This window comes from Pseudomonas sp. GW531-T4 (genome assembly GCF_017349615.1).
Classification (GTDB): Bacteria; Pseudomonadota; Gammaproteobacteria; order Pseudomonadales; family Pseudomonadaceae; genus Aquipseudomonas; species Aquipseudomonas chlororaphis_I.
Window position 1 is genome coordinate 102,280 of sequence record NZ_JACMZT010000002.1, and the last position, 25,518, is coordinate 127,797.

Consider the following 25,518-nt stretch of genomic DNA (forward strand, 5'->3'; position numbering starts at 1 on the left):
CGTCGCAAAACAGATAACCACGGTGCGTCAGATCGATCCGGGATACAGGCTTGGCGGGCCAGCGCCCGATCGCAGCCTCCGGCAGCGGCTACAGGTGACAGCTCAACGTTTCAGGGAACCCAGCAGGCCTTCGAGAAAACGCTGGCCGGCGTCCATCTGGCTGACCTCGATAAACTCGTCGGGCTTGTGCGCCTGCTCGATGGAGCCTGGGCCGCAGACCACCACCGGGATGTCCAGGCGCTGGCTGAACAGACCGCCTTCAGTGCCGAAGCCGACCTTGGCGTAGCCGGTGCCCGGCGCGGCGAAGGCGTGGAGCAAACGCACCGCCTCGACACTCGGATGAGTCTCCAGCCCCGGGTAGACATTGAGGGTTTCGATCTCGATGGCTGCCACCTCGGAGACCTTGCGGGCCTCGCGCACGATCAGCTCGGCGCGTTCGCGCATCTGTTCGAGGAACTGCTCGAGATCGTCCGCCGGCAGGTTGCGCACCTCGAAATCCAGGGTGCACAGGTTCGGCACTATGTTCAGCGCCTTGCCGCCGCCGATCTGCCCGACGTGCACGGTGCTGTAGGGAATGTCGTAGTCGGCATCGCGCGCGCCCTGCTCGCGCAGACGCTGCTGGCTGTCGCGCAAACCGGCGATGAAATCGCAGGCCAGGTGAATCGCGTTGGCTGCCAGCGGCGCCAGGGAGGAATGCGCTTCCTGGCCACGGCAATAGGCGCGGTACGACCCCTTGCCCTTGTGCCCGAGCACGAACTGCATGCGCGTGGGCTCGCCGATCAGGCACAGGAACGGCCGCACCGGCGCCAGGTGCAGCACGTCCAGCAGGCGGCGCACGCCGACGCAACCGATTTCCTCGTCATGGGACAGCGCCAGTTGCAGCGGCCGGCTCAAGGTGCTGTCGGCGGCATCGAGCATGGCGTCTATGGCCAGGGCGATAAACCCCTTCATGTCGCAGCTGCCGCGCCCGTAGAGGCGCCCTCCTTGCTCGGTGACCTGGAACGCCGGCAGGGTCCAGGCCTGGCCGGCGACGGGCACCACGTCGGTATGCCCGGACAGCAGGATCCCCGGCAGCTCCCGCGGCCCGGTGCTGGCGAACAGGTTGGCCTTGCGCCCGCTTTCGTCCTTGACGATCAGCGACTCGATGCCCTTGCCCAGCAGCAGCTCGCGCACGTATTCGATCAGCGCCAGGTTCGACTCCGAGGACACGGTGTCGAAGGCGATCAGGCGCTTGAGGATCTCCAGTACCCGGGGTTTCATGAGGCCTTGCTCCGTTGTGCGGTTGTGCCGGCGAAGCGGCGAATCGAAAAGGGCTCGATCGGGGTGCTGGTGCTGCCAGTGGCGATCAGCTCGGCCATCACGTCGCCGACGCCCGGGCCAAGCTGGAAGCCGTGGCCGCAGAAACCGAAGGCGTAGTACAGGCCGTCGACCTGGCCACTGGGACCCATGATCGGCAGCGAGTCGGGCAGATAACCTTCGATGCCGCTCCAGACGCGGATGATGTTGAGGTTGCCGACGCCCGGCAGCAGCCGGCGCATCTGCTGGATCTGGTTGAGGATGCTGCGCGGTTCGACCTGGGCGCACCGTGTGAGCATGTCCGGTTTGCTGCGGTAGCCGCCGCCGATGATGATGTTGCCGCGGGGAATCTGGCGGAAGTAGATCACCTCCTCGGGGATCTTGGTGTAGACCCCGATCACCGTCGGCAAGGCGTAAGGCACCGGCTCGGTGACCGCCATCTGCGGGCCGTTGGTGTCCAGCGGCACCGGCTCGCCGAACTGCTCGGAGAGTTTCTGGCCCCAGGCGCCGGCGGTGATCAGCAGGCGTTCGGCGCTGAATTGGCGGCCGTCGGTGGTGCCGACCCGGAACCCGCCGCCGACCTTCTGCACCTCGGCCACTTCGGTGCGCTCTTCGATCCGCGCCCCGGCGCGCACCGCCGCCCGGGCAAAGGCCGGGGCCGCCAGGCGCGGGTTGGCATGGCCGTCATGGGGCGCGTAGGAGCCACCCTTGACGTCCGGCCCGAGGAACGGAAAACGCTCATGCAGCTCGCGGCCGCGGTAGATCTTCAGGTCCAGCTGCCGAGCCTCGGGTGCCGCGGCATAGGCCTCGAGCTCAGCGATCTCGTCCTCGCGGTAACACACCCGCATATGGCCGCTGGCGATGAATTCCAGGTCGTCGTCGATCAGTTCCGGCAGGCGCCTCCACAGGGCCCAGGAACGGTTGGCCAGCTCCAGCTGGCCGAGATAACGCCCCTGGCGCCGCACGTTGCCGAAGTTCACCCCGCTGGCGTACTGGCCGATCTGGTCGCGCTCCAGCAGGGTCACCGACTGGCCGCGCTGGCGCAGGAAAAACGCCGCCGCCGAGCCCATCAGGCCGCCGCCGACAATCAGTACATCGGACTGTTGCACCGTCATGGCGTCACCTCCCCGGTGAGCATCGAAAGGGGCTTGACCGGGGCCTGGCCTCGCTGCCGGCCCACCTCCTGCACCGCGACCCCGGCCGCGGCGGCGATCACCTCGGCCCCGGCCTGGGAACAGTAGCGACCCTGGCAGCGGCCCATGCCGACCCGGCTGAAGGCCTTGGCGCGGTTGACTTCGCAGGCGCCCTTCTCGCGTACCGTGCGCCGCAGTTCGCCGGCGCTGATCATCTCGCAACGGCAGACGATGGCGGTGTCCGGCAGTGCCTCGGCCTGGGCGCTCGGCCAGGGAAAGGCCTGGGCCAGGCCGAGGCGGAACTGGTCCATCACCGCCAGGGCCTGGCGCTGTTCGTCGCGTTCCGCGCCGTTGACCGGCAGTTGCAGATCCTCGAGCAGGGCCAGCGCCGCGAGGCGCCCGGCGTGTTCGGCGGCGTCGGCGCCACGGATCTTCGCCCCGTCGCCGGCGGCATAGACCCCGCTGACACTGGTGCGCCCGGCCTCGTCGAGCTCCAGCAGCCATTGGCTGGACGCCGGGTCGAAGGCCAGGCGGCAACCGGCAAGGTCGGCCAGCTGGGTTTCCGGACGCAGGTGATAGCCCAGGGCCAGGGCATCGCACTCGACATCCAGGCTGTCGCCCTTGGCGGTCTTGACCTGCACCAGGCTGACCCCGCCCAGGGCATCGCCCAGCACCCGGACCGGCTGGATCCCCAGGTGCACCGGCACCCGGGCCAGGCACAGCTGCGCCAGCAGCTTCATGCCGGTCCAGAGCAGTCCCGGGCGCGCCAGCAGTTTCGGCAAGGCACCGATGCGCTTGCCCAGCGGCGAGGTGTCGAGTACCGCGGCGACCTGCGCCCCGGCCTTGAGGTACTGGCTGGCCACCAGGTACAGCAGCGGCCCGCTGCCCATGAACACCACGCGGTGACCGATGGACACCGACTGCGCCTTGAGGGCGATCTGCGCGCCGCCGAGGCTGTAGGTGCCCGCCAGTTGCCAGCCTTCGAGCGGCATCAGGCGGTCGGTGGCGCCGGTGCAGAGGATCAGCGCGTCATAGTCCAGGGTGAAGTGCCGGCCCTGGCTGACGCAGCACAGCTGCCCCGGGGTCAGGTTCCACACCAGGGTGTCCGGGCGATAGTCGATGCGCGGGCGCAGGCGCTCGAAGCTGTCGTGCAGGGCCCGCGCCTTGTGCGCTTCGCTGCCGTACAGGGTGGCGTAGTCGCGGCGGAAACCTTCGGGCTGGCGGCGGTAGATCTGCCCGCCGTCGCGACGGTTCTCGTCGACCAGGGTCGGCACCAGGCCGGCCGCCAGCAGGGTTTCGGCGCAACGGACACCGGCCGGGCCGGCGCCGACTATCACGACCCGCGGCGCGGCGCCGGACGGGATGTTCAGCCGTGCAGTGGCCATACCGCCTCCGGTTGTGTGGTGAGAATATCCAGGCCCTCGCGGACCTCGCTGGAACAGGCGCGCAGGCGTTCGCCGGCACGGGTCCAGACCCAGCAGTCCTGGCAGGCGCCCATCAGGCAGAAGCCGGCGCGCCGGCCGGAATCGAACTCCGACTGGCGCAGGGCCGTCCCCTGGGTCAGCAACGCCACCATCAGCGTGTCGCCCTGCAACGCCTCGATCGGCGCACCATCCACCCACAGTCTGACCGGCGCCCGTTCGCGCTCGCCCAACCGTACAAAACGCCCCTTCATGCGTAGGCTCCCTCGGTCATGCCATTGAAGTTCTGTTGGCTCTGCAGCAACTCGCCGCTGTCGCGGTGGCAGAGAATCTCGCTGCCGCCGTCGATGGCGCGGCGGTTCGGCGCGGTGCGGTTGCACAACCCGTCGATGCGCACCGGGCAGCGATTGAGGAAGGTGCACAGCTCCGGCACGTTGGCCTTGGCGCCGATCGGCGGCAGGCTGGCGCAGGTGCTGCCGCAGCTTTCCAGCCAGCCCTGGCGCAGCTCCGGCACCGAGTGGATCAGCAGGTCGGTATAGGGATGGAACGGCGCCTGGGAAAAGGCCGCGCGGCTGCCCGCCTCGACCTTGTGCCCGCTGTACATCACCACAATGTCGTCGCACAGCGCGCGCACCGTGGAAATGTCGTGGCTGATGAACAGGTAGGACACCCCCAGTTCCTGGCGCAGGTCACGCAGCAATTCGAGAATCGCCGCCCCAACCACCGTATCCAGGGCCGAAGTCACCTCGTCGCAGAGGATCAGGTCGGGCTTGGCCGCCAGCGCGCGGGCCAGGTTGACCCGCTGTTTCTGCCCGCCGGACAGCTCGCTGGGCCGCCGGTCCGCGAGCTTGCGCGGCAGCCGCACCAGGTCCAGCAGTTCGTCGATGCGCTGGCGCAAGGCCGCGCCCTTGAGGCCGAAATACATCTTCAGCGGCCGGCTGAGAATGGCGCTGACGCTGTGCATGGGGTTGAGAGCGGTGTCGGCGTTCTGGAACACCATCTGGATCCGCCGGAACTGCTCGTCGGTGCGGCTCGACAGGCTACCGCCCAGGGGCTGGCCGTCGAAGCTCAGCTGGCCCAGGGCCGGGCTCAGCAAACCGGCCACCACCCGCGCCAGGGTCGACTTGCCGGAGCCCGACTCGCCGATCACGCCAATGGCCTGGCCACGGCGCACAGTCAGGTCGATGTCCTCCAGCACGCGGATCATCGGCATGCCTTGCAGGTTCTTGTTGCCGTAGCCGGCGGTCAGGCCCTTGATGGTCAGCAGCGGCTGGTCCTCGGCGATATCGCTGGGCGGGCGAATGGTCGAGTCCGGGCGCGCCGCCGCCAGCAGGCTGCGGGTGTAGTCGTGGGCCGGGCCCTCGAGCAGCGGCGCGGTGGCGCTCTGCTCGAGGATCTGGCCGCCGTTGAGCACCACGATCTGATCGGCCATCTGCGCCACCACCGCCAGGTCGTGGGACACATACACCGCCGTCGCCCCGCGTTCGCGCACCACCCGCTTGAAGGCCCGCAGCACGTCGATCTGGGTGGTGACGTCGAGCGCGGTGGTCGGCTCGTCGAGGATCACCAGCAGCGGGTCGCTGATCAGCGCCATCGCCGCCATCACCCGTTGCAACTGGCCGCCCGAGACCTGGTGCGGGTAACGCTGGCCGATGTGTTCCGGGTCCGGCAGGGCCAGGTCGCGGAACAGCTCGATGGCCTTGGCCTCCAGGTTGGCGCGGCTGTCCAGGCCATGGATCAGGGCGCCCTCCACCACCTGGTCGAGGAGTCTTTTCGCCGGGTTGAAGGCCGCCGCCGCGCTCTGGGCGATGTAGGACACGCGATTGCCGCGCAGGCCCTGCAACTGCTCCTCGCCCAGGGCCAGCATGTCGTGTTCGCCGACCCGCACCACCCCGGACGCCAGGCGGCAACCGCGGCGGGCATAACCCAGCAGGGCCAGGGCAATGGTGGTCTTGCCGGAGCCGGATTCGCCGATCAACGCCAGCACCTCGCCCTGCTCCAGGGCGAAGCTCACGCCCTTGACGATCTCCACTTCGCCGCTCTCGCCGCCGGCGACCACCCGCAGGTCTTCCACTCGAATCAACTGGCTCATCTCAATGACCTCCCGGACGGCGGCTGCGGCGCGACGAGATCCTGTCGATGAACAGGTTCACGCCAATGGTCAGGGTGCCGATGGCCAGCGCCGGGATGACGATGGCCGGCGCGCCCTGGTTGAGGCCGCCGATGTTCTCGCGCACCAGCGAGCCGAGGTCGGCGTCCGGCGGCTGCACGCCGAGGCCGAGGAAGCTCATGCCGCTGAGCAGCAGGACGATGAAGCCAAAGCGCAGGCCGAGGTCGGTGAGCACCGGGTTGAGCATGTTCGGCAGGATCTCCACGCAGGCGATGTACAGCCGGCGCTCGCCCCGGGTGCGGGCCACCTGCACATACTCCAGGGCCTCGATATTCACCGCCAGGCTGCGGGCGATACGGAACGCCCCGGGGGTGAAGCTCAGCACCGCGGTGCACACCAGCAGCACCACCGAGGAGCCGAAGGCCGAGACCATGATCAGCGCCAGCATCTTGCTCGGGATGGAGATGAAGGCATCCATCAGGCGGCTGATGACTTCATCCAGCCATTTCGGCGCGACCACCGAGAGCAAGGCGCAGGCGGTGCCCAGGCCGCTGGCCAGGACCGCGGAAATCAGCGCCAGGCCGACGGTGAACCGCGCGCCCACCAGCACCCGGCTGAGCATGTCGCGGCCCAGGTAATCGGTGCCGAACGGATAGGCCGCGCCCATGGCGTCGAACACATTGGCGGACACCACTTCGCCCACCGGGTGCGGCGCCAGCCAGGGGCCGAACAGCGCCACCAGCAGCCACAGCACACACATCGCGGCCCCGGTCAGGCCGAGCCAGGACGGCCCGTGGGACACCTTGCCAAGCGCCAGGTCGGGCGTGGCAGGCGTCGACTTCAGCATGAGATTGCTCATTGGTTTCTCAGCCTCGGATTGGAAAGAATCGCGCACAGGTCGGCAATCAGCACCAAGCCCAGGTAGGCCGTGCAGAACAGCATGGTGCAGGCCTGGACCAGCGCCATGTCGCGGTTGGTCACCGCGTCGACCATCAGGCTGGCGATCCCGGGATAGTTGAAGATGGTTTCGACGATCACCACCCCGCCCAGCAGGTACGACAGGCTCAGCGCCACCGCGTTGGCAATCGGCCCGATGGCGTTGGGCAAGGCGTGGCGCAGCACGATGCGCACCGGGCTGACGCCCTTGAGCCGGGCCATTTCCACGTAGGGGCTGTCGAGCTGGTCGATCACCGCGGCGCGGGTCATGCGCGCCATTTGCGCGACGATGACGAAGCACAGGGTCATCACCGGCAAGGCGTAGGTGCGCAGGAACTGCAGCGGCGAGTGGGTTTCGCTGGCGTAGGACAAGGCCGACAGCCAGCCCAGGTTCACCGCGAACACTAGCACCGCCAGGGTCGCCACCAGGAACTCCGGCACCGCCACCAGGGCCAGGGTGATAAAGCTCAGGACGCTGTCCAGGCGCCCGCCGCGGCCCATGGCCGAGCCGATGCCCAGGGTCAGCGCCACCGGCACCGAGACCACCGCGGTCACCGCCGCCAGCATCAGGGTGTTGGGCACCCGCCCGGCCATCAGCTCGCTGACCGGCATGGCGTTGGACACCGAGGTGCCCATGTCGCCGGCCAGCAGGCTGAGCAACCAGTGCAGGTAACGCACCACACCGGGCTGGTCCAGGCCCAGTTTCAGGCGCAGCGCCGCCACCTGTTCCGGCGTGGCGAACTGCCCCAGGGCCTGTTGCGCCGCGTCCCCCGGCAATACCGCGGTGATGGCGAACACCACCATGGACACGATCAACAAGGTCACGACCGCGGCGCCCATGCGCCGCCCGATCAACCACAGTGTGTTGCTATTCATCGCCCTTCCCTCCTGCCTTGCAGCCCCGACGGAACCCGCTTTCGCCCCTCACGCGTCCAGCCACACCTGCTCGGCGAACATGTAGCCCATGAAGCCGCCCAGGGGGTTGCTGCCATAGCCCTTGATACGCTGGTCGACCCCGTCGATGTTGCTGATGAACACCGGGATGCCGATGCCACAGTGGTCGTGCACCAGGGTCTGCATGTCGGCGTACATGGTGCTGCGCTTGGCGTCGTCGGTCTCGCCGCGGGCCAGCATCAGCAACTGGTCGAACTGCTCGTTCTTCCAGCCCGACTCGTTCCATGGCGCGCTGGACTGGAAGAACTGCGAGAAGATCACGTCGGCGTTCGGCCGCGGGTTGATGTTGCCGAAGCTCAGCGGGTGCTTCATCCAGTGGTTGGACCAGTAGCCGTCGCTGGGCAGGCGGTTGACGTTGAGGGTCAGCCCGGCCTGCTTGGCCGACTGCTGCAGGAGCACGGCGATGTCCACCGAACCGGTGGCGGCCGGCGAGGCCACCAGCGGCATGCTGACCTTCTCCATGCCGGCCTTCTTCAGCAGGAAGCGGGCCTTTTCCGGGTCGTACACGGTCTGCGGCAGGTCGGCGTTGTAGTAACGCGAACCGGGCGCGATCGGGTGGTCGTTGCCGACCACGGCGTAGCCGCGGAACACCGCGGATTTCACCTGTTCGCGGTCCAGCAGGTGCTTCAGCGCCTGGGTGAATTCCGGGCTCTGGCCAGGCAACTGGTCCTGGCGAATGATCAGGTCGGTGTAATTGCCCGACGGCGCGTCCACCACCCGGTGCCCGGCGCTGGCGGCGATGCGCGCGGTGGAGCGCGGGTTGACCTCGTTGATCAGGTTGACATCGCCGGAGAGCAAGGCGTTGACCCGCGAAGGCTCGTCGGCGATGGCGATGAACTCGATCTCGTCCAGGTACGGCAGGCCCGGCTTCCAGTAGTTCGGGTTGCGCGCGGAGACCGAACGCACGCCCGGCTTGAACTCCTTGACCTTGAACGGCCCGGTGCCGATGCCCTGGCTGAAGTCGGTGGTGCCTTCGGGCACGATCAGCAGGTGCGAGACCGCGAGGATCGACGGCAGCTCGGCGTTCGGCGCCTTGAGGCGGATCTGCACCTCATGGGTGCCGGTGGCCTTGATCTCGGCGAACTGCTCCATCAGCGGCATGACCTTGGAGCCGGTGGCCGGGTCCTTGTGCCGCGACAGCGAGAACACCACGTCGGCGGCGGTCAGGCCCTTGCCGTTGTGGAAGGTCACTTCCTTGCGCAGGGTGATGATCCACAGGGTGGCGTCGGTATTGTCGATACGCTCGGCCAGCTCCAGCTGCGGTACCAGGTGGCTGTCGAAGCGGGTCAGGCCGTTGTAGAACATGAAGTGCCGCACATAGTCGGTGGACAGTGCGCCCCGGGCCGGGTCGAGGGTGTCGGCGGTGGAACTGGACATGCCGGCGACGCGGATGCGTCCGCCCGGCTTGCCCTTGCCCGGCGCCGCGCTGTCGCTGGCGAGCAAGGTGCCGGCACTGCCGAACAGGCTGCCGGCGCCCGCGGCGGCGACACCGGCCACGCCAAGCATGCGCAAGGCACTGCGGCGGGACATGCCACGGTTCAGGCCCTCGAAAACCCGCAGGCTTTCTTCGCCGGAAATCAGTTGCGGATCGACTTTGTTGTCAGTCATAGCAGTTCTACCTGTCGAATAATGAGAAGGCTCGAGTGCTCGCGGTTGACCGGAGCGTCCTGGAAACGCAAAACGACGGTGCAGCAAACTCAGTGCAGATAGTCCTGGAAGCGGTAGTAAGCCCCTACCAGCGGCAGGAACCAGGGCTTGCCGAAGTGCCCGGGAATCGCCGGCCACGCCAGGTCTTGCCAGGGGTTGGCGCTGGCCTTGCCGTCCATGACCTCGGCCATGACCTGGCCCATGTGCACCGACATCTGCACGCCATGGCCGCTGTAGCCCATGGCGTGGTAGATGCCGTTGCGTTCGCCGGCCCGGGGCAGCCGGTCGCTGGTCATGTCCACCAGCCCGCCCCAGCAGTAGTCGATCCCGACCCCGGCCAGTTGCGGGAACATCTGCACCATGGCCGCCTGCAGCACCTTGCCGCTCTTGGCGTCGGAGCTGGGGCTGGACATGGCGAAACGCGCCCGGCCGCCGAACAGCAGGCGGTTGTCCGGGGTCAGGCGGAAGTAGTTGCCGATGGTGCGGCTGGTGACATAGGAACGCTGGTGCGGCAGCAGCCGCTCGACCAGGGCTTGCGGCAGCACCTCGGTGGTCACCACGAAGCTGCCCACCGGCACGATGCGCCGCCGGTACCAGCCAAGGTCGCCATGCTGGCAGGCGCCGGTGGCCAGCAGGATCTGCCGCGCCTGCAACGAACCGCGCGCGGTGTCGAGCCGGTAGCCGCCACTGTTGCCCTGCCAGCCTTTGACCGCACAGTCCTGATAGATCAGCGCGCCATGGCGCGCCGCCGCCTGCGCCAGGCCGACGCCGAAGCGCCCGACATGCATCTGCACGCCGTTGCGCTGCAACAGGCCGCCGTGAAAACCGGCGGAATCGACTTCGCCGCGCACCTGCTCGGCGGACAGCAACTCGACATCGGCATCGACCTCGCGGCGAATCAGCTCGCAGGTGCGCGCCAGCCCTTCGTAATGCAAGGGCTTGGCCGCCAGCTTGAGCTTGCCGTTGCGCTTGAGGTCGCAACCGATGCCCTCCTGCTCCACCAGCGCCACGACGCTCTGCACCGCCCGCTCGTAGGCCTGGTAATAGGCCCGCGCCCGCTCGGCGCCGAGGCTGGCGCTGAGGGCGGCATAATCCTGGGCCACCCCGGTGTTGCACTGGCCGCCGTTGCGCCCGGAGGCTTCGCCGATCACCCGGCCGGCCTCCAGCACCACCACCCGGGCGCCCTTCATGGCCAGCGCGCGGGCCGCGGACAACCCGGTGAACCCGCCACCGACGATCGCCACGTCGACGCTGTCCGGCAACGCGCCGGCCTGTGCCCCGGTGAACGCCGGCGCACTGTCGAGCCAATAGGATTCACTGCCCATGCCTGACTCCCTGACCATGCCTTGAAGAGCGCCCATGACCGATCAGAGACCGACCAGCGCGGCCAGGCCGCCGATGTCGGGGATCTGCTGGTAGCCGTAGATGGCGTTGGCCGGCTGTTCGTGGCCACGGGCGACGAAGGCCTTGTGCTTGATCTTCATGTCGTGGGCCGGCATCAGGTCGTAACGGAAGCTGGAAGACACGTGGAGGATGTCTTGCGGGCCGCAGCCGAGGTTGTCGAGCATGAACTCGAAGGCCGCCAGGCGTGGCTTGTAGGCCTGGGCCTGTTCGGCGGTGAAGACCTTGTGGAACGGCGCGCCGAGCTTGTCGACGTTGGACATGATCTGGCTGTCGCTGGCGTTGGAGAAAATCACCAGGGGGATCTTGTCGGCGATCTTCGACAGGCCGGCCGGCACGTCGGGATGGGGGCCCCAGGTCGGCACCGCGTCGTAGTACAGCTGGCCTTCGTCACGGTACTCGACGCCCCAGCGCTTGCAGGTCCGCGCCAGCGCGGTCTTGAGGATCTCGTCGTAGGGCCTCCAGTCGCCCATCACCTGATCCAGGCGATAGGCCGAGAAGTCCTTGACGAACTGGTCCATCTGCTCGGGGCTGACGCGGTCGGCGAACAGCTCGCGGGTCATGGTGCCCATGTGGAAGTTGGTCAGCGTACCGTAGCAGTCGAACGTAATGAATTTGGGACGAAGAAAGCTCATTGAGTGCGGTCCTGAAGTTCGTTGAGGTCATGGCGTGACACGCAAGAGCGCGGCTGCCGGAGCCCTGATGCAGCGTTGCAATCACAGTTTCATTACAACACCGTGAAATCAGCAGATGGCGTTAAAAGCGCGGGCTGCTCGATACAAACCACCGTTTTTCGGGGTGCCCTCAGCAGACTTTGCGGGGCGCGCCAGCCTTGGGCAAAGCCCGTATTCATGCGCTTTTATGGACCTTTTCCAGCCGCCGGGGCTCAAGCCAGGGCCCGACCGCCGCAGAACCTGCGCCGCCCCAACAAAAACGGGCGCCCCCGTCTGGAAGCGCCCGTTTCGCTGAATCGCAGAGTGTGTCCCGGTCAATCCCCAACCGGTGGCGGCCGGCCTTCGGCCGCGCCGGAAGGTTCAATGCATACTTCGTACCGCCCCGCTCACCCGCCGCCCGCCGGTCATGGCTTTCAGCCGGCGATATCGATCAGCACGCTCTTGAAGCGCAGGTTGGCCTCGAAGGCTTCGCGCCCCAGGTCCTTGCCGATGCCGGAACGCTTGTAGCCGCCGGTGGGCAGGATGTAGTCGTTGCTGCGCCCGTAGCGGTTGACCCACACCGTGCCGGCCTCCAGGCGCCGGACCAGGCGCAGGGCGCGGTTGATGTCGGCGGTGTGCACCCCGGCGGCCAGGCCGTAGGTGGCGTGCTCGGCCAGGCCCTGGGCCTCGGCTTCGTCGTCGAAGGCCTGCACCGTCAGCACCGGGCCGAAGATCTCCTCGCAGACCGCCGGGTTGCTGTTGTCCAGGCCGGCCAGCAGGGTCGGCTGGTAGTAGGCGCCGCCCAGGCCATCGAACAGGCCGCCGCCACAGAGCACCTCGGCGCCGGCCTGGCGCGAACGCTGGACGATGCCGTCGATGCGGTTGGCCTGCTGCCGGGAAATGATCGGCGACAGCGTGCTGGCCGACGACCAGGTCGGCCCCGGGCGCAATTGTTCGAAGTACGTCCGCAGGTGCTCGACGAAGGGCTGCATGATCGAGCGTTCGATCAGCAGCCGCGAACCGGAGACGCAGACCTGCCCGGCGTTGCCGGTAATGGCCATGGCCACGGTGCGCGCGGTCCTGGCGATGTCCGGCACGTCGGCGAACACCAGTTGCGGGCTCTTGCCGCCCAGCTCCAGGGTCACCGGCTTGGGCCCGACCAGGGCACAGGTGGACATGATGCTCGAACCAGTGGCGGTGGAGCCGGTAAAGGTCACCTTGGCCACCCGCGGATGGCGACACAGGGCATCGCCAGTGACCCGGCCGTCGCCCTGTACCACGTTGAAGATGCCCGCCGGGATCCCCGCTTGCAGCGCCAGTTCGGCGAAACGCAGGCTGGAGAACGGCGTCAGTTCCGACGGCTTGAGCACCACCGCGTTACCGGCGGCCAGGGCCGGGGCGACTTTCCACGAGGCCATGCTCAGCGGGAAATTCCACGGCGCGATGGCGGCGATCACCCCATAGGGTTCGGCGATCTGCATGCCCAGGCGGTCGGTCTGGGTGGCGGCCAGCGAACCGCCGTGCTTGTCCGCCAGCTCGGCGAAAAAGCGGATGCCTTCGGCGACATAAGGAATGTCCCAGGCGATCACGTCCTGGTGCGGACGGGTCGAACCCACGGCCTCCAGCGGCGCGAGGATCGCCGCGTCGGCTTCCACCAGGTCGGCCCAGCGCCGCATCACCCGCGCCCGCTCCCGGGGCGGACGGCTGGCCCAGTCGGAGCGGGCGAAGGCCTGCCAGGCGTTGTTCACCGCCTCGTCCACCCATTCGGCGTCGGCGATCGGCAACTGTCCATAGGCCTGGCCGTCCGACGGGCGCAAGACTTCCAGCCCGGGCGCGGCGTCGCGGTACTGGCCGGCGATGAAATGAGCGCTGCGCACAGCGACAAGACGAGGATCGAAGCTATCCATGGAGCACTCCACTAAAGGCGGCAATAAGGTCGGCGAAGGCCGGTCCGGCCGGTGAAAACCAGGCCTCCATCCTAGGAAAAAAGCGCAAGCATTTGCTGCCGACCTTATGCCCCTTTTAAGTAGTTACTGTGGTCTGCCGGCCGCTCTTTTAGGGATTCTGCCGAATCGCTGCCGGGCTCTTGCCAGGTCTCGGCGCAGATGGGATACAGGCGCATCGCCGCACAGCAAAGCCGGCGATCGCGCTTATCTTTTCCACGGAGTCTTGCCATGTCCGCCACCCCTCGCCCCGCTTATGTGTATCGCCCGATGACTGTCGCCGACCTGCCGGCGGCCCACGCCCTGTCGGTGCAATTGAAGTGGCCCCATCGCCTGGAAGACTGGGCGATGTTGCAGCGGGTCAGCCAGGGCTTCGTGGTGGAAGACGGCGAGCGCCTGATCGGCAGCGCCTTCGCCTGCCTCCAGGGTGACTACGCCACCATCGGCCTGGTGATCGTCAGCAACGACTACCAGGGCCAGGGCATCGGCCGCGCCCTGATGGAAAAGGCCCTGCACGCCTGCGGGTCGCGCACGCCAATCCTCAACGCCACCCTGGCCGGCGCGCCACTGTATGCCAGCCAGGGCTTCGTCGAGTTCGGCATGATCCAGCAGCATCAGGGCCAGGCGCAGGCGCCTGAGGTCGGCGCCCTGCCCGCCGGCGAAAGCTGCCGGCCACTGCGCAAGGCCGACCGCCTGCGCCAGCTGAGCCTGGCCAACGCCGGCAGCGGCCTGGACCGCCAGCAGGTGCTGGAAGACCTGTTCGCGGTGGTCGAGCACGGCGTCGGCATCGAGCGCGACGGCCAGTTGCGCGCCTTCGCCCTGCTGCGGCCGTTCGGCCGTGGTCGCTGCATCGGCCCGGTGATTGCAGAAAACCCCGAGCAGGCCCGGCAGATGATCGCCAGCCTGCTGAGCAAGGTTCCCGATACCTTCGTGCGCATCGACATTCCGGCCGACTGCGGCCTGGCCGACTGGCTGCAAAGCGCTGGCCTGAAACAGGTCGACCAGGTCGCGCAGATGGCCCGCGGCACTCCGCCCCGGGCGCTTGGCGGCGTTCGCCAGTTCGCCCTGGTGACCCAGGCCATCGGCTGATCCACAACGCCGCGGGCGCCCGCCGCGCGGCACCTTTTCCACTTCCCAGAGAGTCATCTGTATGTCCACACCCGCCGCTTTGCTGCTGGCAGGCGCCGACGGTCGCTTCGACGCCAGCCTGTTCACCCCCGCTGCCCTGGGCAGCCACGACCCTTTCGGCGCCGATCGGCTGGTCGCCTACAACGGCAGCGACGGGATTGCCGCCGGTGTCGTGCGCACCAGCGCCAGTTTTGCCATCGAGGATTTCCCCCACATCGAAATGCTCGTGGTGCACGCCGGCAAGGTGCTGCTCTACAGCGCCGGGCCGTCTGCGGAACCGGCCCTGGAACTGGCCCCGGGCGCCAGCGCGGTGATCGGCCGTGGCAGCACCTTCAGGCTCGAGGCCGAACCCGGCACGCTCTGGGCCTTCTGCGCAGTGAAACGCGCCGCCGCGGGCGCCGAACCGGGCCTGACGCTGCTTGACCCGCGAGCCATGCTCTCGCCTTCGGCGGCCCCCGAGCCGCAGATCCTGATCGGCCCGGAACCGCAATGCCGCTCGCGCAACGCCTTCGAGGACGACGCCTGCGACCTGCGGATCGGTGTCTGGGACTCCACGCCTTACCGCCGTCATGGCCGGCCCCACAAGCTCCATGAGCTGATGCACCTGGTGGAAGGCAGCGTGACCCTCGAGGGTGCGGATGGCAGCCGACTGACCGCCGGCCCCGGCGCTACGCTGTTCGTTGCCCAGGGCACGCCCTGCGCGTGGCACAGCACGGCCTATGTGCGCAAGTTCTATGCGGTGAAGTAACGCCCGGCACAAACGACAACGGCGCCCAAGGGCGCCGTTGTCATATCAGGCGAAAACCGCCCTGCGACTCAATCGTCATCGTCGTCATCGTCACGGTCGCGACGATAGCGCCCGTCCTTGTCCCGCCGGTCGTAGCGGCGGTCGTAACGGTCGTCGTCATGATCGCGGTCGCGGTAGTAGTCGCGGTCATAACGACTGTGGTCGCGCCAGCGGTCATGGTCGCGATCGTAGCGCCGGCCGTCGTCCCAATGGGGGTAGCAGCCACCCAGCAGCAGCGTGGAGCAAAGGGTCAGGGTGAGTGTCGCGAATCGCTTCATGGGAAGTGTCCTAGAACCTGGGTCAGAACGATGGGTTGGCAAAGCAGCCCGGCAACGCGCCGGGCCCTGTGCGAACCGGCGGCGCCGGTGCCTGCAACCCCCCATGTGACTGTAAAACCAGAGATTTATTCGATCCTGGCAAGGCACTGGCGGACCGACGGTCATGTCTTGTCCCATGCGAACGGTCACGCCTGCTCAATGGGAATTCCTGTCCCACAGCCAGTTCCACAGCCCCGGCAACCGCACCGGCTGCTCGCTGCTGCTGACGGTGCGGGCCATGACCGCCCGTTGCAGCGCCGCGGTATCGTCGTAGAACGGCTTGGGCGCGGTCCGAAGGCCATTGGCCTGAGCGCTGTCGAGCAGGATCTGCAGGTATTCCCGGGTATGCCGGGCGGTGTAGCGATTGAGGTCGTGGAAGGTCACCACCACCGGGATCGCTCCGTCCACCGTCGGCAACTGGCCCAGGGCAATGCGTTCGCGCACCTCCGACAGCTGGCGCAGCATGTTGGCCCGGCGCCGTGGGCTGGCGTTGAACCCCCAGACCTTGCCGTCGTTGGCGCTGAGGTCGGTCAGCAACACATGCAGGCCATGCCGTTGATAGGCGGCGAAGGTGCGCTTGTCGTAGTTCCAGAATGGCGGGCGCACCAGGTTCGGCGGCACGCCGGTGATCAGCGCGATATCGGCGCTGCCGTCGTTCAGGGACGTCTCCAGTTCCTGCGGGTCGAGCGAGCGATGGTTGGTGTGCCTCGGCGTGGCGGTATGAAAGCCCAGCACATGGCCCTCGGCGTGCTCGCGGGCCATTATCCGCCGCCCGATGTCGCTGCCGCCGGCCCGCGAGGCGCGGGTCTGGACGAAGAACACCGCCTTGATCGCCGGTTGCAGCGGGTTGTCGAGCAGGTCGTCGAGCACCCGCTCGGTCGGGTTGTAGAGGCTGGAAGCGCTGGGGCCGTCGTCGAAGGTCAGCAGAAAGCGGATCGGCGCCTGAACGCGCAAGCGTTGCTCGGTCTGCGCGGTCATTTCGATGGGGGCAGCGATGCAACCGGCCAGGCCGGCGGCGAGTAGCACTGCACAGAGAACCTTGAAGCCTCGTTTCATGTTTTGCCCTGTGTCGGACCGTTGCGGTCGTCACCTCAATGGCAAAATTCCCTCGCCCATGGATCCCTCGCCCGGCCTGCACGCAGCGCCGGGCACAGCTTGGAGGGGCAACCAGGGTTTTGGTTCCGGGGCGCCCGGTTTCAGGCCGCCGAGACGTTCATACCGCAGCGCCTTCGCACGGCCGCTGCCAGGCCTGTTGCAACAGTTCGATCACCTCCTCGTCCGAGGTCTGGGCAAAGTCCGCATAGCCGTTGCCGATCGACACGAACCACAGCGGGGTGATCGGGCAGATCAGCTCGTCGACCTCGAAACTCAGGGTGTCCACGGTTTCCTGCGGCGCCAGGGGCACGGCCACCACTATCCGCGCCGGGTGCTGCAGGCGCGTGGCCTGGACCGCGGCGTGCATCGAGGCACCGGTGGCCAGCCCGTCGTCCACCAGGATCACCACCTGGCCACGCAGGTCGGGCGCGGCCCGGTCGCCGCGGTAGACCCGATCGCGGCGCTGCAATTCCTGGGTTTCCCGCTGGGTCACCGCTTGCAGCGCGGCATCACCGATATGATGACCGTTCAGGACGTCCTGATTGAGGATGCGGATGCCGCCGCTGGCGATGGCGCCCATCGCCAGTTCTTCATGACCGGGCACGCCGAGCTTGCGCACCAGCATCAGGTCCAGCCGCACCTCCAGGGCCCGGGCGATTTCCCAGGCCACCGGCACCCCGCCCCGGGGCAACGCCAGCACGATCACCTCGGGCCGGCGACTGTATTTCTGCAACGGCGCGACCAGCCCCTGCCCGGCGGCCTGGCGGTTGCGCAAGGTCATCTGCAATGACGGATATTCGCTCATGTCTCACCTCCCCAGGCGCCCGGCTACAGCGCCAGCAGGCTGCAGGGCAGCTGATACAGCGCGTGCTCGGTGGTGCTGCCCACCAGTTTCTCCAGGCCCTCGCGATGCACGCGGCCCATGACCAGCACGTCGGCCTGGTTCTCGGTGACGAAATTGGCCAGCACCGTAACCGGCTGCCCAAGGATGAAATGCCGCCGTTCCTCGGGCACGCCGTAGCGCTCGGCGAGTTCGAGGAAGGCTTTTTCCAGGGTGACCCGCAGTTCCCGGGTCAGGTCCGCCAGCACCAGGCCACCGCCCCCGGCATCGCCCAGGTAGACCGACGACACGTCATAGGCGTGCAACAGGTGCAGCTCGGCATTGCACTGCAGGGCCAGGCTGTTGGCTTCGTGGATGATCCGGTCGTTGAGCCCGTTGTGCTGGTACTCCGGCCGCGACGGGTCGACCGCCGCCACCACCATTTGCGGCAGGGTATGGCCGTGGCGGCCCATCAGGTACAGCGGGACCGGGCACCGGCGCAGCAGGTGCCAGTCCATCGGCGTGAGAAAGGCGCGTTTGAGCGCCGGTTCGTGCTGCACGTCCTTGATCAGCAGGTCGGGCTGGATTTCCGCGACGTGCTGCAGGATTTCCTCCAGCAGGTCGTCGGCCCAGGTCACCTCGCCGTTGACCGTGACGCCATGGCCACGCAGCCGATGCACCTCCTCCTGCAACCAGTTCTGATGTTCCAGGCGATAACGTTCGCGCGCCTCATTGCGCACGTGGTGCTCGAACAGGGAAAGAATCGACACCGGCTTCAGCAAGGCCGCGATATGCAGGGTTGCGCCGCTGGCCTTGGCCAGGGCGGCTGCACGCGGGATCGCCGGGGATTGGCGCATTGCCGGGTCGATGACCAGCAACAAGCGTTGGTACTGGCTCATGGCGCACCTCCAGATAGGCTGGACGCCCACGCCGGCCACCGGCGCCTCTTTATAAACGCCGGTGCGTCAACGCCGGATCGAACGCCAGCATGACTTCAGACTTCCCACTGACAATGCGCCCGTCGCGGCGTTACGGCAAGTGCGTCCAGCGTCGGTGCAGACCGCGGGCCAGGCTGTCCAGGGCAAAGCCCAGGGCGCCGATCAGCAGCACCATGGCCATCAGTTCCGAATAGGCCAGGCGGTCACGGGTATCGAGGATGAAATAGCCCAGGCCGGCGCTGACGCCAAGCATTTCGCAGGGCACCAGGACGATCCACAAAATGCCGATGGCCAGGCGCACGCCGGTCAGCACATGGCCCAGCACCCCGGGCAGGATCACCTTGCGCAGGGTTTCCCAGCGGGTGGCGCTGAGGCTGCGGCTCAGTTGCAGCCAGCGCGGGTCGAGCTGGCGCACCCCGGCCGCGGTGTTGAGCAGGATCGGCCAGACCGCGGCGAAGGCCAGCAGGAAGTAGATCGGCTGGTCCCCTACCCCCATCAGCATCACCACCACCGGCATCCACGACAGCGGCGAGATCATCCGCAGGAACTGGAACGCCGGGGTGGTGGCCGCCTCCAGGTGGCGGTAGCTGCCAATCAGCAGGCCCAGGGGCACGCCGACCAGCAAGGCCAGGGCCAGGCCAACCAGGATGCGCTTGAGGCTGACCAGCACATGCTCGTACAGCTCGGCGCGGCCCAGCAGTTCCAGCAGGCTGGCCAGGGTCGCCGCCGGCGAAAAGCGCGCCGCCAGCCCGTCGGTGCTGCCGAACAGGCGCACGCCCAGCCACCACAACAGCAGCAGGCACAACAGCCCGCCCACGCCCAGCAGCCAAGGCAGGTTCGATGCGGATCGCTTGGCCATCAGAGGCTGAACTCCTCGCTGCGCTCGAAGCTGTCGGGCAAGCCGAATGCCTTGAGCCCGCCGACCGACGCGATGGCGTTGCGCACGAAGCGCTCGTCCACCAGGTCGCGGGCGGTGTGCTGCGGGTCGAGGCTGGCCAGGAAACCCTTGTCGCCTTCGATCAGGGTGTCCTTGAGGCGCTTGACCAGCTCCTCGGTGTAGCTGGGGAACGGGTACGGCTGAAAGTCGATGCGCTGCTCGTCCCACTGCGCGTGCTGGATCGCGCCGTCGGCCAGGTATTGCTGGCGCTCGCCGGCACTCGGCGCCAGCACCCGGCTCAGCACCTGCGGCGCATGCGGGGTGTAGCGGTTGGCGCCGTCCCGGGACAGCAGCCGGGCCGCCTCGGCGCGGTTGTCGCGGGTCCACAGCTGCGCCTTGACGATGGCGTTGACCACCTTCTGCGACCATTCGGGGCGGTTGTTCAGGTCCTGCTCGTGCATGAACACCACGCAGCAGGCGTGGTTGCGCCAGATATCCCCGGTAAAGCGCTGCACCCGGCCGACCTTGAGTTCCTCGGCCAGGGCATTGAACGGCTCGGCGACGATGTAGCCGGCGATGCGCTTGCTGGCCAGGGCCGGCGGCATGTCCGACGGCGGCAGCACCAGCAGGTTGACCTCGTTGGCCGCCAGCGGGCTGCTGGCCGGCCGGCTCACCGGGGTCAGGCCGTTGTCGCGCAGCAGTTGCTGCACCACCACGTTGTGAATCGAGTACCAGAACGGAATCGCCAGCGCCTGCCCGCCCAGTTGGCGGACCTCGGTGATGCCCGGCGCCACCGTCAGGCCGGAGCCGCCAACGTGGTTCCAGGCCACCACCTTGGCCGGCACCTTGCTGCCATAACGGGCCCAGACGGTCATCGGCGACAGCAGGTGAATCACATTGACCTGCCCGGAAATGAACGCCTCGATCACCTGCGCCCAGCTGCGCAACAGCACCGGGCGCTCGGAGCGGATGCCCTCGGCCTCGAACAGGCCGTTGTTATGGGCCACCAGCAAGGGCGTGGCGTCGGTGATCGGCAGGTAACCGATGCGCACCGGCGCGTCCGGCTCCGCGGCGGCGCGGGCCTGCAGGCTACCCAGCAACGGCAAGGCGCCGCCGGCGGTGAGCAAGGCGCTGAGTTTGAGGAAGTCGCGACGGCTGTGAGTGAAGTCATCCAGGCACATGGTGTATCTCCGACAATTCGGGCAAGGGTTTGGCCGCGATCTCCTGTAGGAGCGAAGCTTGCTCGCGAAAAACCTCAACGTTGACGGGGTGTCTGGGACACTGCGCCGCTCTGACGTTTTTATCGCGAGCAAGCTTCGCTCCTACAGGGGTAGAGGCTGCGGTAAGGCTTGGGGTTGTGCAGTGCGGCTCGCCCGCCGAAGGGTTTTGAGAATCTCGATACGCAGGGTGCCCAGTTCTTCCACCAGCTCGGCACGCGGCTGAGGCAGGTCGATGCGCCACTCGCCGAGGGTCCGCGCCGGGCTGTTACCCAGTAGCAGAATGCGCTCGGAAAGCAGCAGGGCTTCGTCGATGTCGTGGGTGATCAACAACGCCGCGGTGCGGTGCTCGGCAATCACCTTGAGCAGCAGTTGCTGCATGTCGGCGCGGGTCACTTCGTCCAGCGCGCCGAAGGGTTCGTCGAGCAACAGCACCTGTGGCTGGCGCGCCAGGCAACGGGCCAGCGCGGTGCGCTGGGCCATGCCGCCGGACAGCTGCGCCGGGTAGTGCCCGCGGGCATGCTGCAGGCCGACCTCGGCGATTGCCTGGTCGACCCGCGCCTGGCGCTGCTGGGCGTCCAGCGCCGGCTGGCGGGCGAAGTCGAGGCCGAAGGCGACGTTGTGTTCCAGGTTCAGCCAGGGCAACAGGCTGGGGTCCTGGAAAGCCACGGCCACCCGTGGATGCGGGCCGTCCAGCGTTTGCCCCAGCAGGCTGACGCAGCCACCCTGAGGCGCCTGCAAGCCGGCCAGGACCCGCAACAGGCTGGATTTGCCGACGCCGCTGGGGCCGAGGATCGACACCACCTCCCCCGGCTGCAAGCGCAGGTCGAAGCCTTCCAGCACCGCTTGCCAGCCGTGTTCGCCGGGGTAGCCGAGGCTGACCTGCCGGGCTTCGAGCAAGGCCGCGCTCATGCCGCCGCGTCCCGCGCCTGGCGCTGCAACTCGGCGCGCAACTGCACCAGGCTCGGCGTGACGACCGGCACGAAGGCCGACTCGCGCCAGCGCCGGGCAAAGCCGCTGCCATGTTCGCTCAGGTAGGCCTTGCCGCCACTGGCCTGCAACTCCAGTTGCACGGCGTTGGCGACGGCCTCGGCCAGGGCGATGCGCAACCGGAACAGCGCCGCGGGCTGGGTCAGGAAACACCCCTCCAGCAGGCCGCGCTTGAGCTCATCGACGCGCTCCTCCAACTGCTGGCGTTGCTCCTGCAAGGGCTCGCGCAGGATCGAACGACCGCTGTGCAAATGGGTTTGCACTTCATCCAGCGCGCGCCGCGCCAGGCCGATGGCCATGCCACATTGCAGGCCGAGAAACGCCGGGCGCACCGCCGGCAGAAAGACCTTGGCGTCCTCGTGCAGCAACCAGTCATGGCCAACCTCGACCTGTTGCAACTCCAGCGCCGCGGTGTTGCTCGACTGCAAGCCCATCAGTTGCAAGTCCTCCGAGCGTTGCAGGCCAGCCAGGGTCGCGGGAATCGCCAGGACAAAGGGCGCGCCACCCTCTTCGTGCTCGATGGCCGCGGCCACCACAAAACCGCTCTTGCGCAGATTGGTGACCCAGTGCAGGCGCCCGTTCAGGCACCAGCCGCCGGCTTGTGGCAACGCACGGACTTGCAGGGCCTCGATGCCCGAGAGGAACTTCATGGCGTTCGACAGCCCGGTGGCTCCCGCCAACTTGCCGCTGAGCAGGTCCGGCAACAGACGCTCGCGCAAGGCCGCGTTGGGGCTGTGCAGCAAGTATTCGATAAAGGCCCGCTGGCCCCAGAACACAAAGGCCGCCGCCAGGGAATGGCTGGCCACCGCGGCCACCGCTTCCACGGCAGCGCCCAGGTCGCCGTCGCTACCGCCCTGCCCAGGCGGGATGCCGATGCGCAGCACCTGGGCCTCGGCCAGTCGCGCCAGCACCTGCTGTGGGTCGCAGTGGCCCAGATCCAGGGCCTGGGCCTCGGCGTCCAGCCATTGACTCAATGCGGGGTCGAGCATGTGGTTTTCTCCTTTTCTACGCGGCAGCGGCCCACCGGCCGTGCCTTGAATCCAGCCGCTGCATCATTGCTGCGGCGCTTGCCAGCGGTACTTGGCCAGTTCCGGGTTCAGCGGCGTGCGGGCGAACACGTTGGCGAAGTTGCACAGGGTCGCCAGGCTCACCCCGAGAATCACCTCCAGGGCATTGCCCTCGCTGTAGCCGGCGGCCTTGAACGCTGTGAACGTCGAATCGCTGACATTGCCGCGGGTGGCGATCACCTCGGCGGCGAAGGCAGCCAGCGCCTGCAGCTTTTCCTCCGGCAAGGGGCTGCGCTCACGCAACGCGCTGATCACTGCGTCCGGCAGCTTGGCCTTGTTCTGCGCCACCGCAGTGTGCCCGGCCACGCAGAAATCGCAACCGTGGGTGGTGGCCGCCACCAGCTGCACCACTTCCCGTTCGGCCAGGCTCAGCTCAGCCTTGCCATTGAGCGCCGATACCGTAACGTAGGTCTCCAGCGCCGCCGGGGCATTGGCCAGGATGCCCAGCAGATTGGGGATGAAGCCCGAGTTGTTCTGGGCGTTCTGCAAAAATGGCCGGGCCGCTTCGGGAGCGCTTTGCAGGCTGTGTAGAGTGATGCGCGACATGCGGTGGACTCCTGTTGTGTAGGTGTCCGGCCAGTCTGTTGGTTATAAGAATTTCGATCCATATTCTAAAGTAGCGATTACTTGCTCCTGAGTGTTTCCATTAGATGATTTCGTCCAGCCCACTGGTTGATTGGTTATTAGAAAGCCTCGAACTCGACGCCAGCCTGTTCCATGTCGGCCGTTACTGCGGCGGCTGGCACGCCAGCACCCACGGCCTGGCCCGGGCCAGCTTCCACCTGATCGTGCAGGGCCACTGCTGGCTGCATATCGAGGGCCAGGAGCAGGCCCAGCGCCTGGATGCCGGGGACGCGCTGTTCCTGCTGCGCGACCTGGACTATCGCCTGTCCAGCGCCGAACAGCGTAGTGCCGCCCATGAACTGCCACGCAGGGCCATGCAGGCGTTCGACGCTCACGCAAAAGATCAGGCCGAAGATGGCGTGGGCCTGGTCTGCGGTTTCTTTCACTTCAGCTCCGGGCTGTCGTCGCTGATCATCGACGGCCTGCCGGACTGGATCGTACTGCGCGCCGGCGACCCGTCCCTGAGCGCGGCCCGGGCCCTGTTCGAGCTGATCCTGGAGGAGTGCCAGCGCACGCCCGCGCCCTCCTCGGCGCTGCTGGAGCGCCTGAGCCATCTGCTGTTTCTCTATGTGTTGCGCCAGCAGGTGGCCGACAACCAAGGGCTCGGCGGGCTGGTGGCGCTGGCCCGGCACCCGGCCTTCGCCGCGCTGCTGGAACAGCTGATCGAACACCCCGAACAGCCCTGGCCCCTGGAAAGCATGGCGGCCTGCACCGGGCTGTCGCGCTCGGCCTTCTTCAAGCGCTTCAACGAACTGGCCGGGCAATCCCCGGGCCAGGTCCTGCTGGCGCTGCGCATGCGCCACGCCTGCCAGTTGCTCAAGGCCAACCACACCGTGGAACAGGCCGGCGCGGCGGTGGGTTATCAATCGGTGGCGGCCTTTACCCGGGCCTTCGCCAAGGCCGTGGGCGTGCAGCCGGGGGCTTATCGCCGCCAGCACGAAGGGCGCTGACGCTCCGCAGTCCTCAGCGTTCGCTTACGGGTTCAGCGCCTGGGTAAAGGACGTATCGACAACAGTCGCGGTGGCCAAGGGCGCCGGCAGCGCCTTGACCTTGAACAGGAAGTCCGCGGTGCTCTGCAGGTCGGCGGCGGCCTGCGGGTCTACCGGGCCGACGCTCATGTGCGCCTGGCGCAGCCAATGGCGCGAAACGTTCTGGTCGAGGTTGGCCTTTTTCGCCCACAGGTCGGCGTACTGGTCGGTGTGGCTGTCGACCCAGGCACGGGCCTGTTTCAGGCGGCCGAGGAAGTCGGCGATGGCGGCGCGCTTGCTGTCGATGGCCGGGGTCGAGGCGGCGATGGCGCTAAGGCCGGGCATCAGGTTCTTCGCGGTGAGGATCGGCCGCGCGCCGGAGAACAGGATCTGTTGCGAGATATAGGGTTCCCACACCGGGAAGGCGTCGATGCTGCCCTGGGGCAAGGCCGCGGCGGCGTCGATCGGCATCAGCTTGATGAACTCGACATGGTCCTCCGGCAGGCCGGCCTGCTCCAGGGCGCGCAGGGTCAGTTGCTGGCTCCAGGCGCCGGGCCAGTAGGCGACCTTCTTGCCCTTGAGGTCGGCGATGGTCTGCACCGGCGAGTCCTTGGGCACCAGCAAGGCGATGGTGTCCGGATTCTGCCGCGAGACGCCGATCAGCTTCACCGGCGCCTGTTTCGCGGCGAGGAACAGAAAGCCCGAATCGCCGAGGAAACCCAGGTCCAGGGCGCCGGTATTCAGCGCTTCGGCCAGCGGTGCGGCGGCCTGGAAGTGTTTCCAGTCGACCTTGTAGGGCGCGCCTTCGAGCACACCCGAGGCCTCCACCGAGGCTCGCACGTTGTAGTAGTTCTGATCGCCGACATGCAGGACCAGCGGCTCGGCGGCCTGGACCAGGGGTACCGCGAACAGGGTGCTGAAGAGCAGGCGGCGCAAGCGTCGGGAGAGCGTCATGGGAAATTCCTGGATGATTGGAAAAGCGGATTTTATAGAACATAACGCTCTTAGAATCTGGTTTTGAAATTCTGTTAACGCATAAGCTCATAGCCGCTTCTGCATCCGCAACCCGTAGCTGTTGATAGAGAAACAGCGAGGCAACAGGCTGTTGGCCAGGCAACATCGCCTGAAGCTTCTTTCTCCTGGCAACGCCTGGAAACCGCCCTTCCCCGGTCTATGGCACAGAGCCTGCAATATTC

The 25,518-nt window shown here is 67.4% G+C and carries 24 protein-coding genes; 3 read left to right on the forward strand and 21 right to left on the reverse strand.

The window, feature by feature from the left end; genetic code table 11:
• Positions 1 to 102: 102 nt before the first annotated feature.
• The 11 genes from argE to J4D28_RS02190 form a co-directional block, all read right to left on the reverse strand.
• Entirely contained in the window at positions 103 to 1,260 is a 1,158-nt protein-coding gene (argE, locus tag J4D28_RS02140) for an acetylornithine deacetylase (protein WP_009049170.1), read from the reverse strand.
• Positions 1,257 to 2,411: an FAD-binding oxidoreductase gene (locus tag J4D28_RS02145; protein ID WP_103330689.1), complete on the reverse strand. Its 1,155-nt coding sequence runs from the start codon at positions 2,409 to 2,411 to the stop codon at positions 1,257 to 1,259. The genes argE and J4D28_RS02145 overlap by 4 nt, the downstream gene beginning before the upstream one ends.
• Positions 2,408 to 3,814 (reverse strand): NAD(P)/FAD-dependent oxidoreductase, encoded by a 1,407-nt coding sequence (locus J4D28_RS02150; protein WP_103330688.1) that lies wholly within the window; start codon positions 3,812 to 3,814, stop codon positions 2,408 to 2,410. Before J4D28_RS02150 ends, J4D28_RS02145 begins: the two co-directional genes overlap by 4 nt.
• On the reverse strand, positions 3,796 to 4,104 hold the full coding sequence (locus J4D28_RS02155) for a (2Fe-2S)-binding protein (protein ID WP_009049173.1): 309 nt from the start codon (positions 4,102 to 4,104) through the stop codon (positions 3,796 to 3,798). Before J4D28_RS02155 ends, J4D28_RS02150 begins: the two co-directional genes overlap by 19 nt.
• Entirely contained in the window at positions 4,101 to 5,942 is a 1,842-nt protein-coding gene (locus J4D28_RS02160) for an ABC transporter ATP-binding protein (RefSeq protein WP_053269139.1), read from the reverse strand. Before J4D28_RS02160 ends, J4D28_RS02155 begins: the two co-directional genes overlap by 4 nt.
• Position 5,943: 1 nt before the next feature.
• Positions 5,944 to 6,819, reverse strand: coding sequence for an ABC transporter permease (locus tag J4D28_RS02165; RefSeq protein WP_028684087.1), 876 nt, complete (start codon positions 6,817 to 6,819; stop codon positions 5,944 to 5,946).
• A complete protein-coding gene (locus tag J4D28_RS02170) occupies positions 6,816 to 7,772 on the reverse strand; it encodes an ABC transporter permease (RefSeq protein ID WP_009049176.1) in 957 nt (318 codons plus the stop codon). Before J4D28_RS02170 ends, J4D28_RS02165 begins: the two co-directional genes overlap by 4 nt.
• Before the next feature lie 48 nt (positions 7,773 to 7,820).
• Positions 7,821 to 9,458: an ABC transporter substrate-binding protein gene (locus J4D28_RS02175; RefSeq protein WP_016705154.1), complete on the reverse strand. Its 1,638-nt coding sequence runs from the start codon at positions 9,456 to 9,458 to the stop codon at positions 7,821 to 7,823.
• Positions 9,459 to 9,547: 89 nt separating this feature from the next.
• A complete protein-coding gene (locus tag J4D28_RS02180) occupies positions 9,548 to 10,822 on the reverse strand; it encodes an FAD-binding oxidoreductase (protein ID WP_009049178.1) in 1,275 nt (424 codons plus the stop codon).
• Positions 10,823 to 10,864: 42 nt separating this feature from the next.
• Positions 10,865 to 11,533 (reverse strand): haloacid dehalogenase type II, encoded by a 669-nt coding sequence (locus tag J4D28_RS02185; protein ID WP_009049179.1) that lies wholly within the window; start codon positions 11,531 to 11,533, stop codon positions 10,865 to 10,867.
• Positions 11,534 to 11,985: 452 nt separating this feature from the next.
• A complete protein-coding gene (locus J4D28_RS02190; RefSeq protein WP_103330687.1) occupies positions 11,986 to 13,458 on the reverse strand; it encodes an aldehyde dehydrogenase in 1,473 nt (490 codons plus the stop codon).
• 267 nt (positions 13,459 to 13,725) lie between these two features.
• Here J4D28_RS02190 and J4D28_RS02195 point away from each other — a divergent pair, with 267 nt between their 5' ends.
• The gene (locus J4D28_RS02195) at positions 13,726 to 14,583 is read left to right on the forward strand and encodes a GNAT family N-acetyltransferase (protein WP_103330686.1); all 858 of its coding nucleotides are present in this window, start codon (positions 13,726 to 13,728) and stop codon (positions 14,581 to 14,583) included.
• 61 nt (positions 14,584 to 14,644) lie between these two features.
• A complete protein-coding gene (locus J4D28_RS02200) occupies positions 14,645 to 15,370 on the forward strand; it encodes a cupin domain-containing protein (RefSeq protein WP_103330685.1) in 726 nt (241 codons plus the stop codon).
• A gap of 68 nt (positions 15,371 to 15,438) precedes the next feature.
• Here J4D28_RS02200 and J4D28_RS02205 read toward each other — a convergent pair whose 3' ends face one another.
• The 9 genes from J4D28_RS02205 to J4D28_RS02245 form a co-directional block, all read right to left on the reverse strand.
• Positions 15,439 to 15,687 carry a hypothetical protein gene (locus tag J4D28_RS02205; RefSeq protein ID WP_041983638.1) on the reverse strand — a complete coding sequence of 83 codons (249 nt, stop codon included), beginning with the start codon at positions 15,685 to 15,687 and terminating at the stop codon, positions 15,439 to 15,441.
• A gap of 195 nt (positions 15,688 to 15,882) precedes the next feature.
• Positions 15,883 to 16,782: a polysaccharide deacetylase family protein gene (locus tag J4D28_RS02210; protein WP_028684093.1), complete on the reverse strand. Its 900-nt coding sequence runs from the start codon at positions 16,780 to 16,782 to the stop codon at positions 15,883 to 15,885.
• 157 nt (positions 16,783 to 16,939) lie between these two features.
• On the reverse strand, positions 16,940 to 17,626 hold the full coding sequence (locus J4D28_RS02215; RefSeq protein ID WP_038632651.1) for a phosphoribosyltransferase: 687 nt from the start codon (positions 17,624 to 17,626) through the stop codon (positions 16,940 to 16,942).
• 23 nt (positions 17,627 to 17,649) lie between these two features.
• The gene (locus J4D28_RS02220) at positions 17,650 to 18,540 is read right to left on the reverse strand and encodes a universal stress protein (protein WP_016705147.1); all 891 of its coding nucleotides are present in this window, start codon (positions 18,538 to 18,540) and stop codon (positions 17,650 to 17,652) included.
• 130 nt (positions 18,541 to 18,670) lie between these two features.
• Positions 18,671 to 19,438, reverse strand: coding sequence for an ABC transporter permease (locus tag J4D28_RS02225; RefSeq protein WP_038632653.1), 768 nt, complete (start codon positions 19,436 to 19,438; stop codon positions 18,671 to 18,673).
• A complete protein-coding gene (locus tag J4D28_RS02230; protein WP_009049188.1) occupies positions 19,438 to 20,637 on the reverse strand; it encodes an ABC transporter substrate-binding protein in 1,200 nt (399 codons plus the stop codon). The genes J4D28_RS02225 and J4D28_RS02230 overlap by 1 nt, the downstream gene beginning before the upstream one ends.
• 141 nt (positions 20,638 to 20,778) lie before the next feature.
• Positions 20,779 to 21,585 (reverse strand): ABC transporter ATP-binding protein, encoded by an 807-nt coding sequence (locus J4D28_RS02235; protein ID WP_009049189.1) that lies wholly within the window; start codon positions 21,583 to 21,585, stop codon positions 20,779 to 20,781.
• Positions 21,582 to 22,652: an acyl-CoA dehydrogenase family protein gene (locus J4D28_RS02240; RefSeq protein WP_038632657.1), complete on the reverse strand. Its 1,071-nt coding sequence runs from the start codon at positions 22,650 to 22,652 to the stop codon at positions 21,582 to 21,584. The genes J4D28_RS02235 and J4D28_RS02240 overlap by 4 nt, the downstream gene beginning before the upstream one ends.
• 63 nt (positions 22,653 to 22,715) lie before the next feature.
• A complete protein-coding gene (locus J4D28_RS02245; RefSeq protein WP_038632659.1) occupies positions 22,716 to 23,276 on the reverse strand; it encodes a carboxymuconolactone decarboxylase family protein in 561 nt (186 codons plus the stop codon).
• Positions 23,277 to 23,380: 104 nt separating this feature from the next.
• Here J4D28_RS02245 and J4D28_RS02250 point away from each other — a divergent pair, with 104 nt between their 5' ends.
• On the forward strand, positions 23,381 to 24,304 hold the full coding sequence (locus tag J4D28_RS02250) for an AraC family transcriptional regulator (protein ID WP_009049192.1): 924 nt from the start codon (positions 23,381 to 23,383) through the stop codon (positions 24,302 to 24,304).
• A gap of 24 nt (positions 24,305 to 24,328) precedes the next feature.
• On the opposite strand, the gene J4D28_RS02255 is transcribed toward J4D28_RS02250, so the two are convergent.
• Positions 24,329 to 25,276, reverse strand: coding sequence for an ABC transporter substrate-binding protein (locus tag J4D28_RS02255; RefSeq protein ID WP_009049193.1), 948 nt, complete (start codon positions 25,274 to 25,276; stop codon positions 24,329 to 24,331).
• Between the last annotated feature and the right edge of the window lie 242 nt (positions 25,277 to 25,518).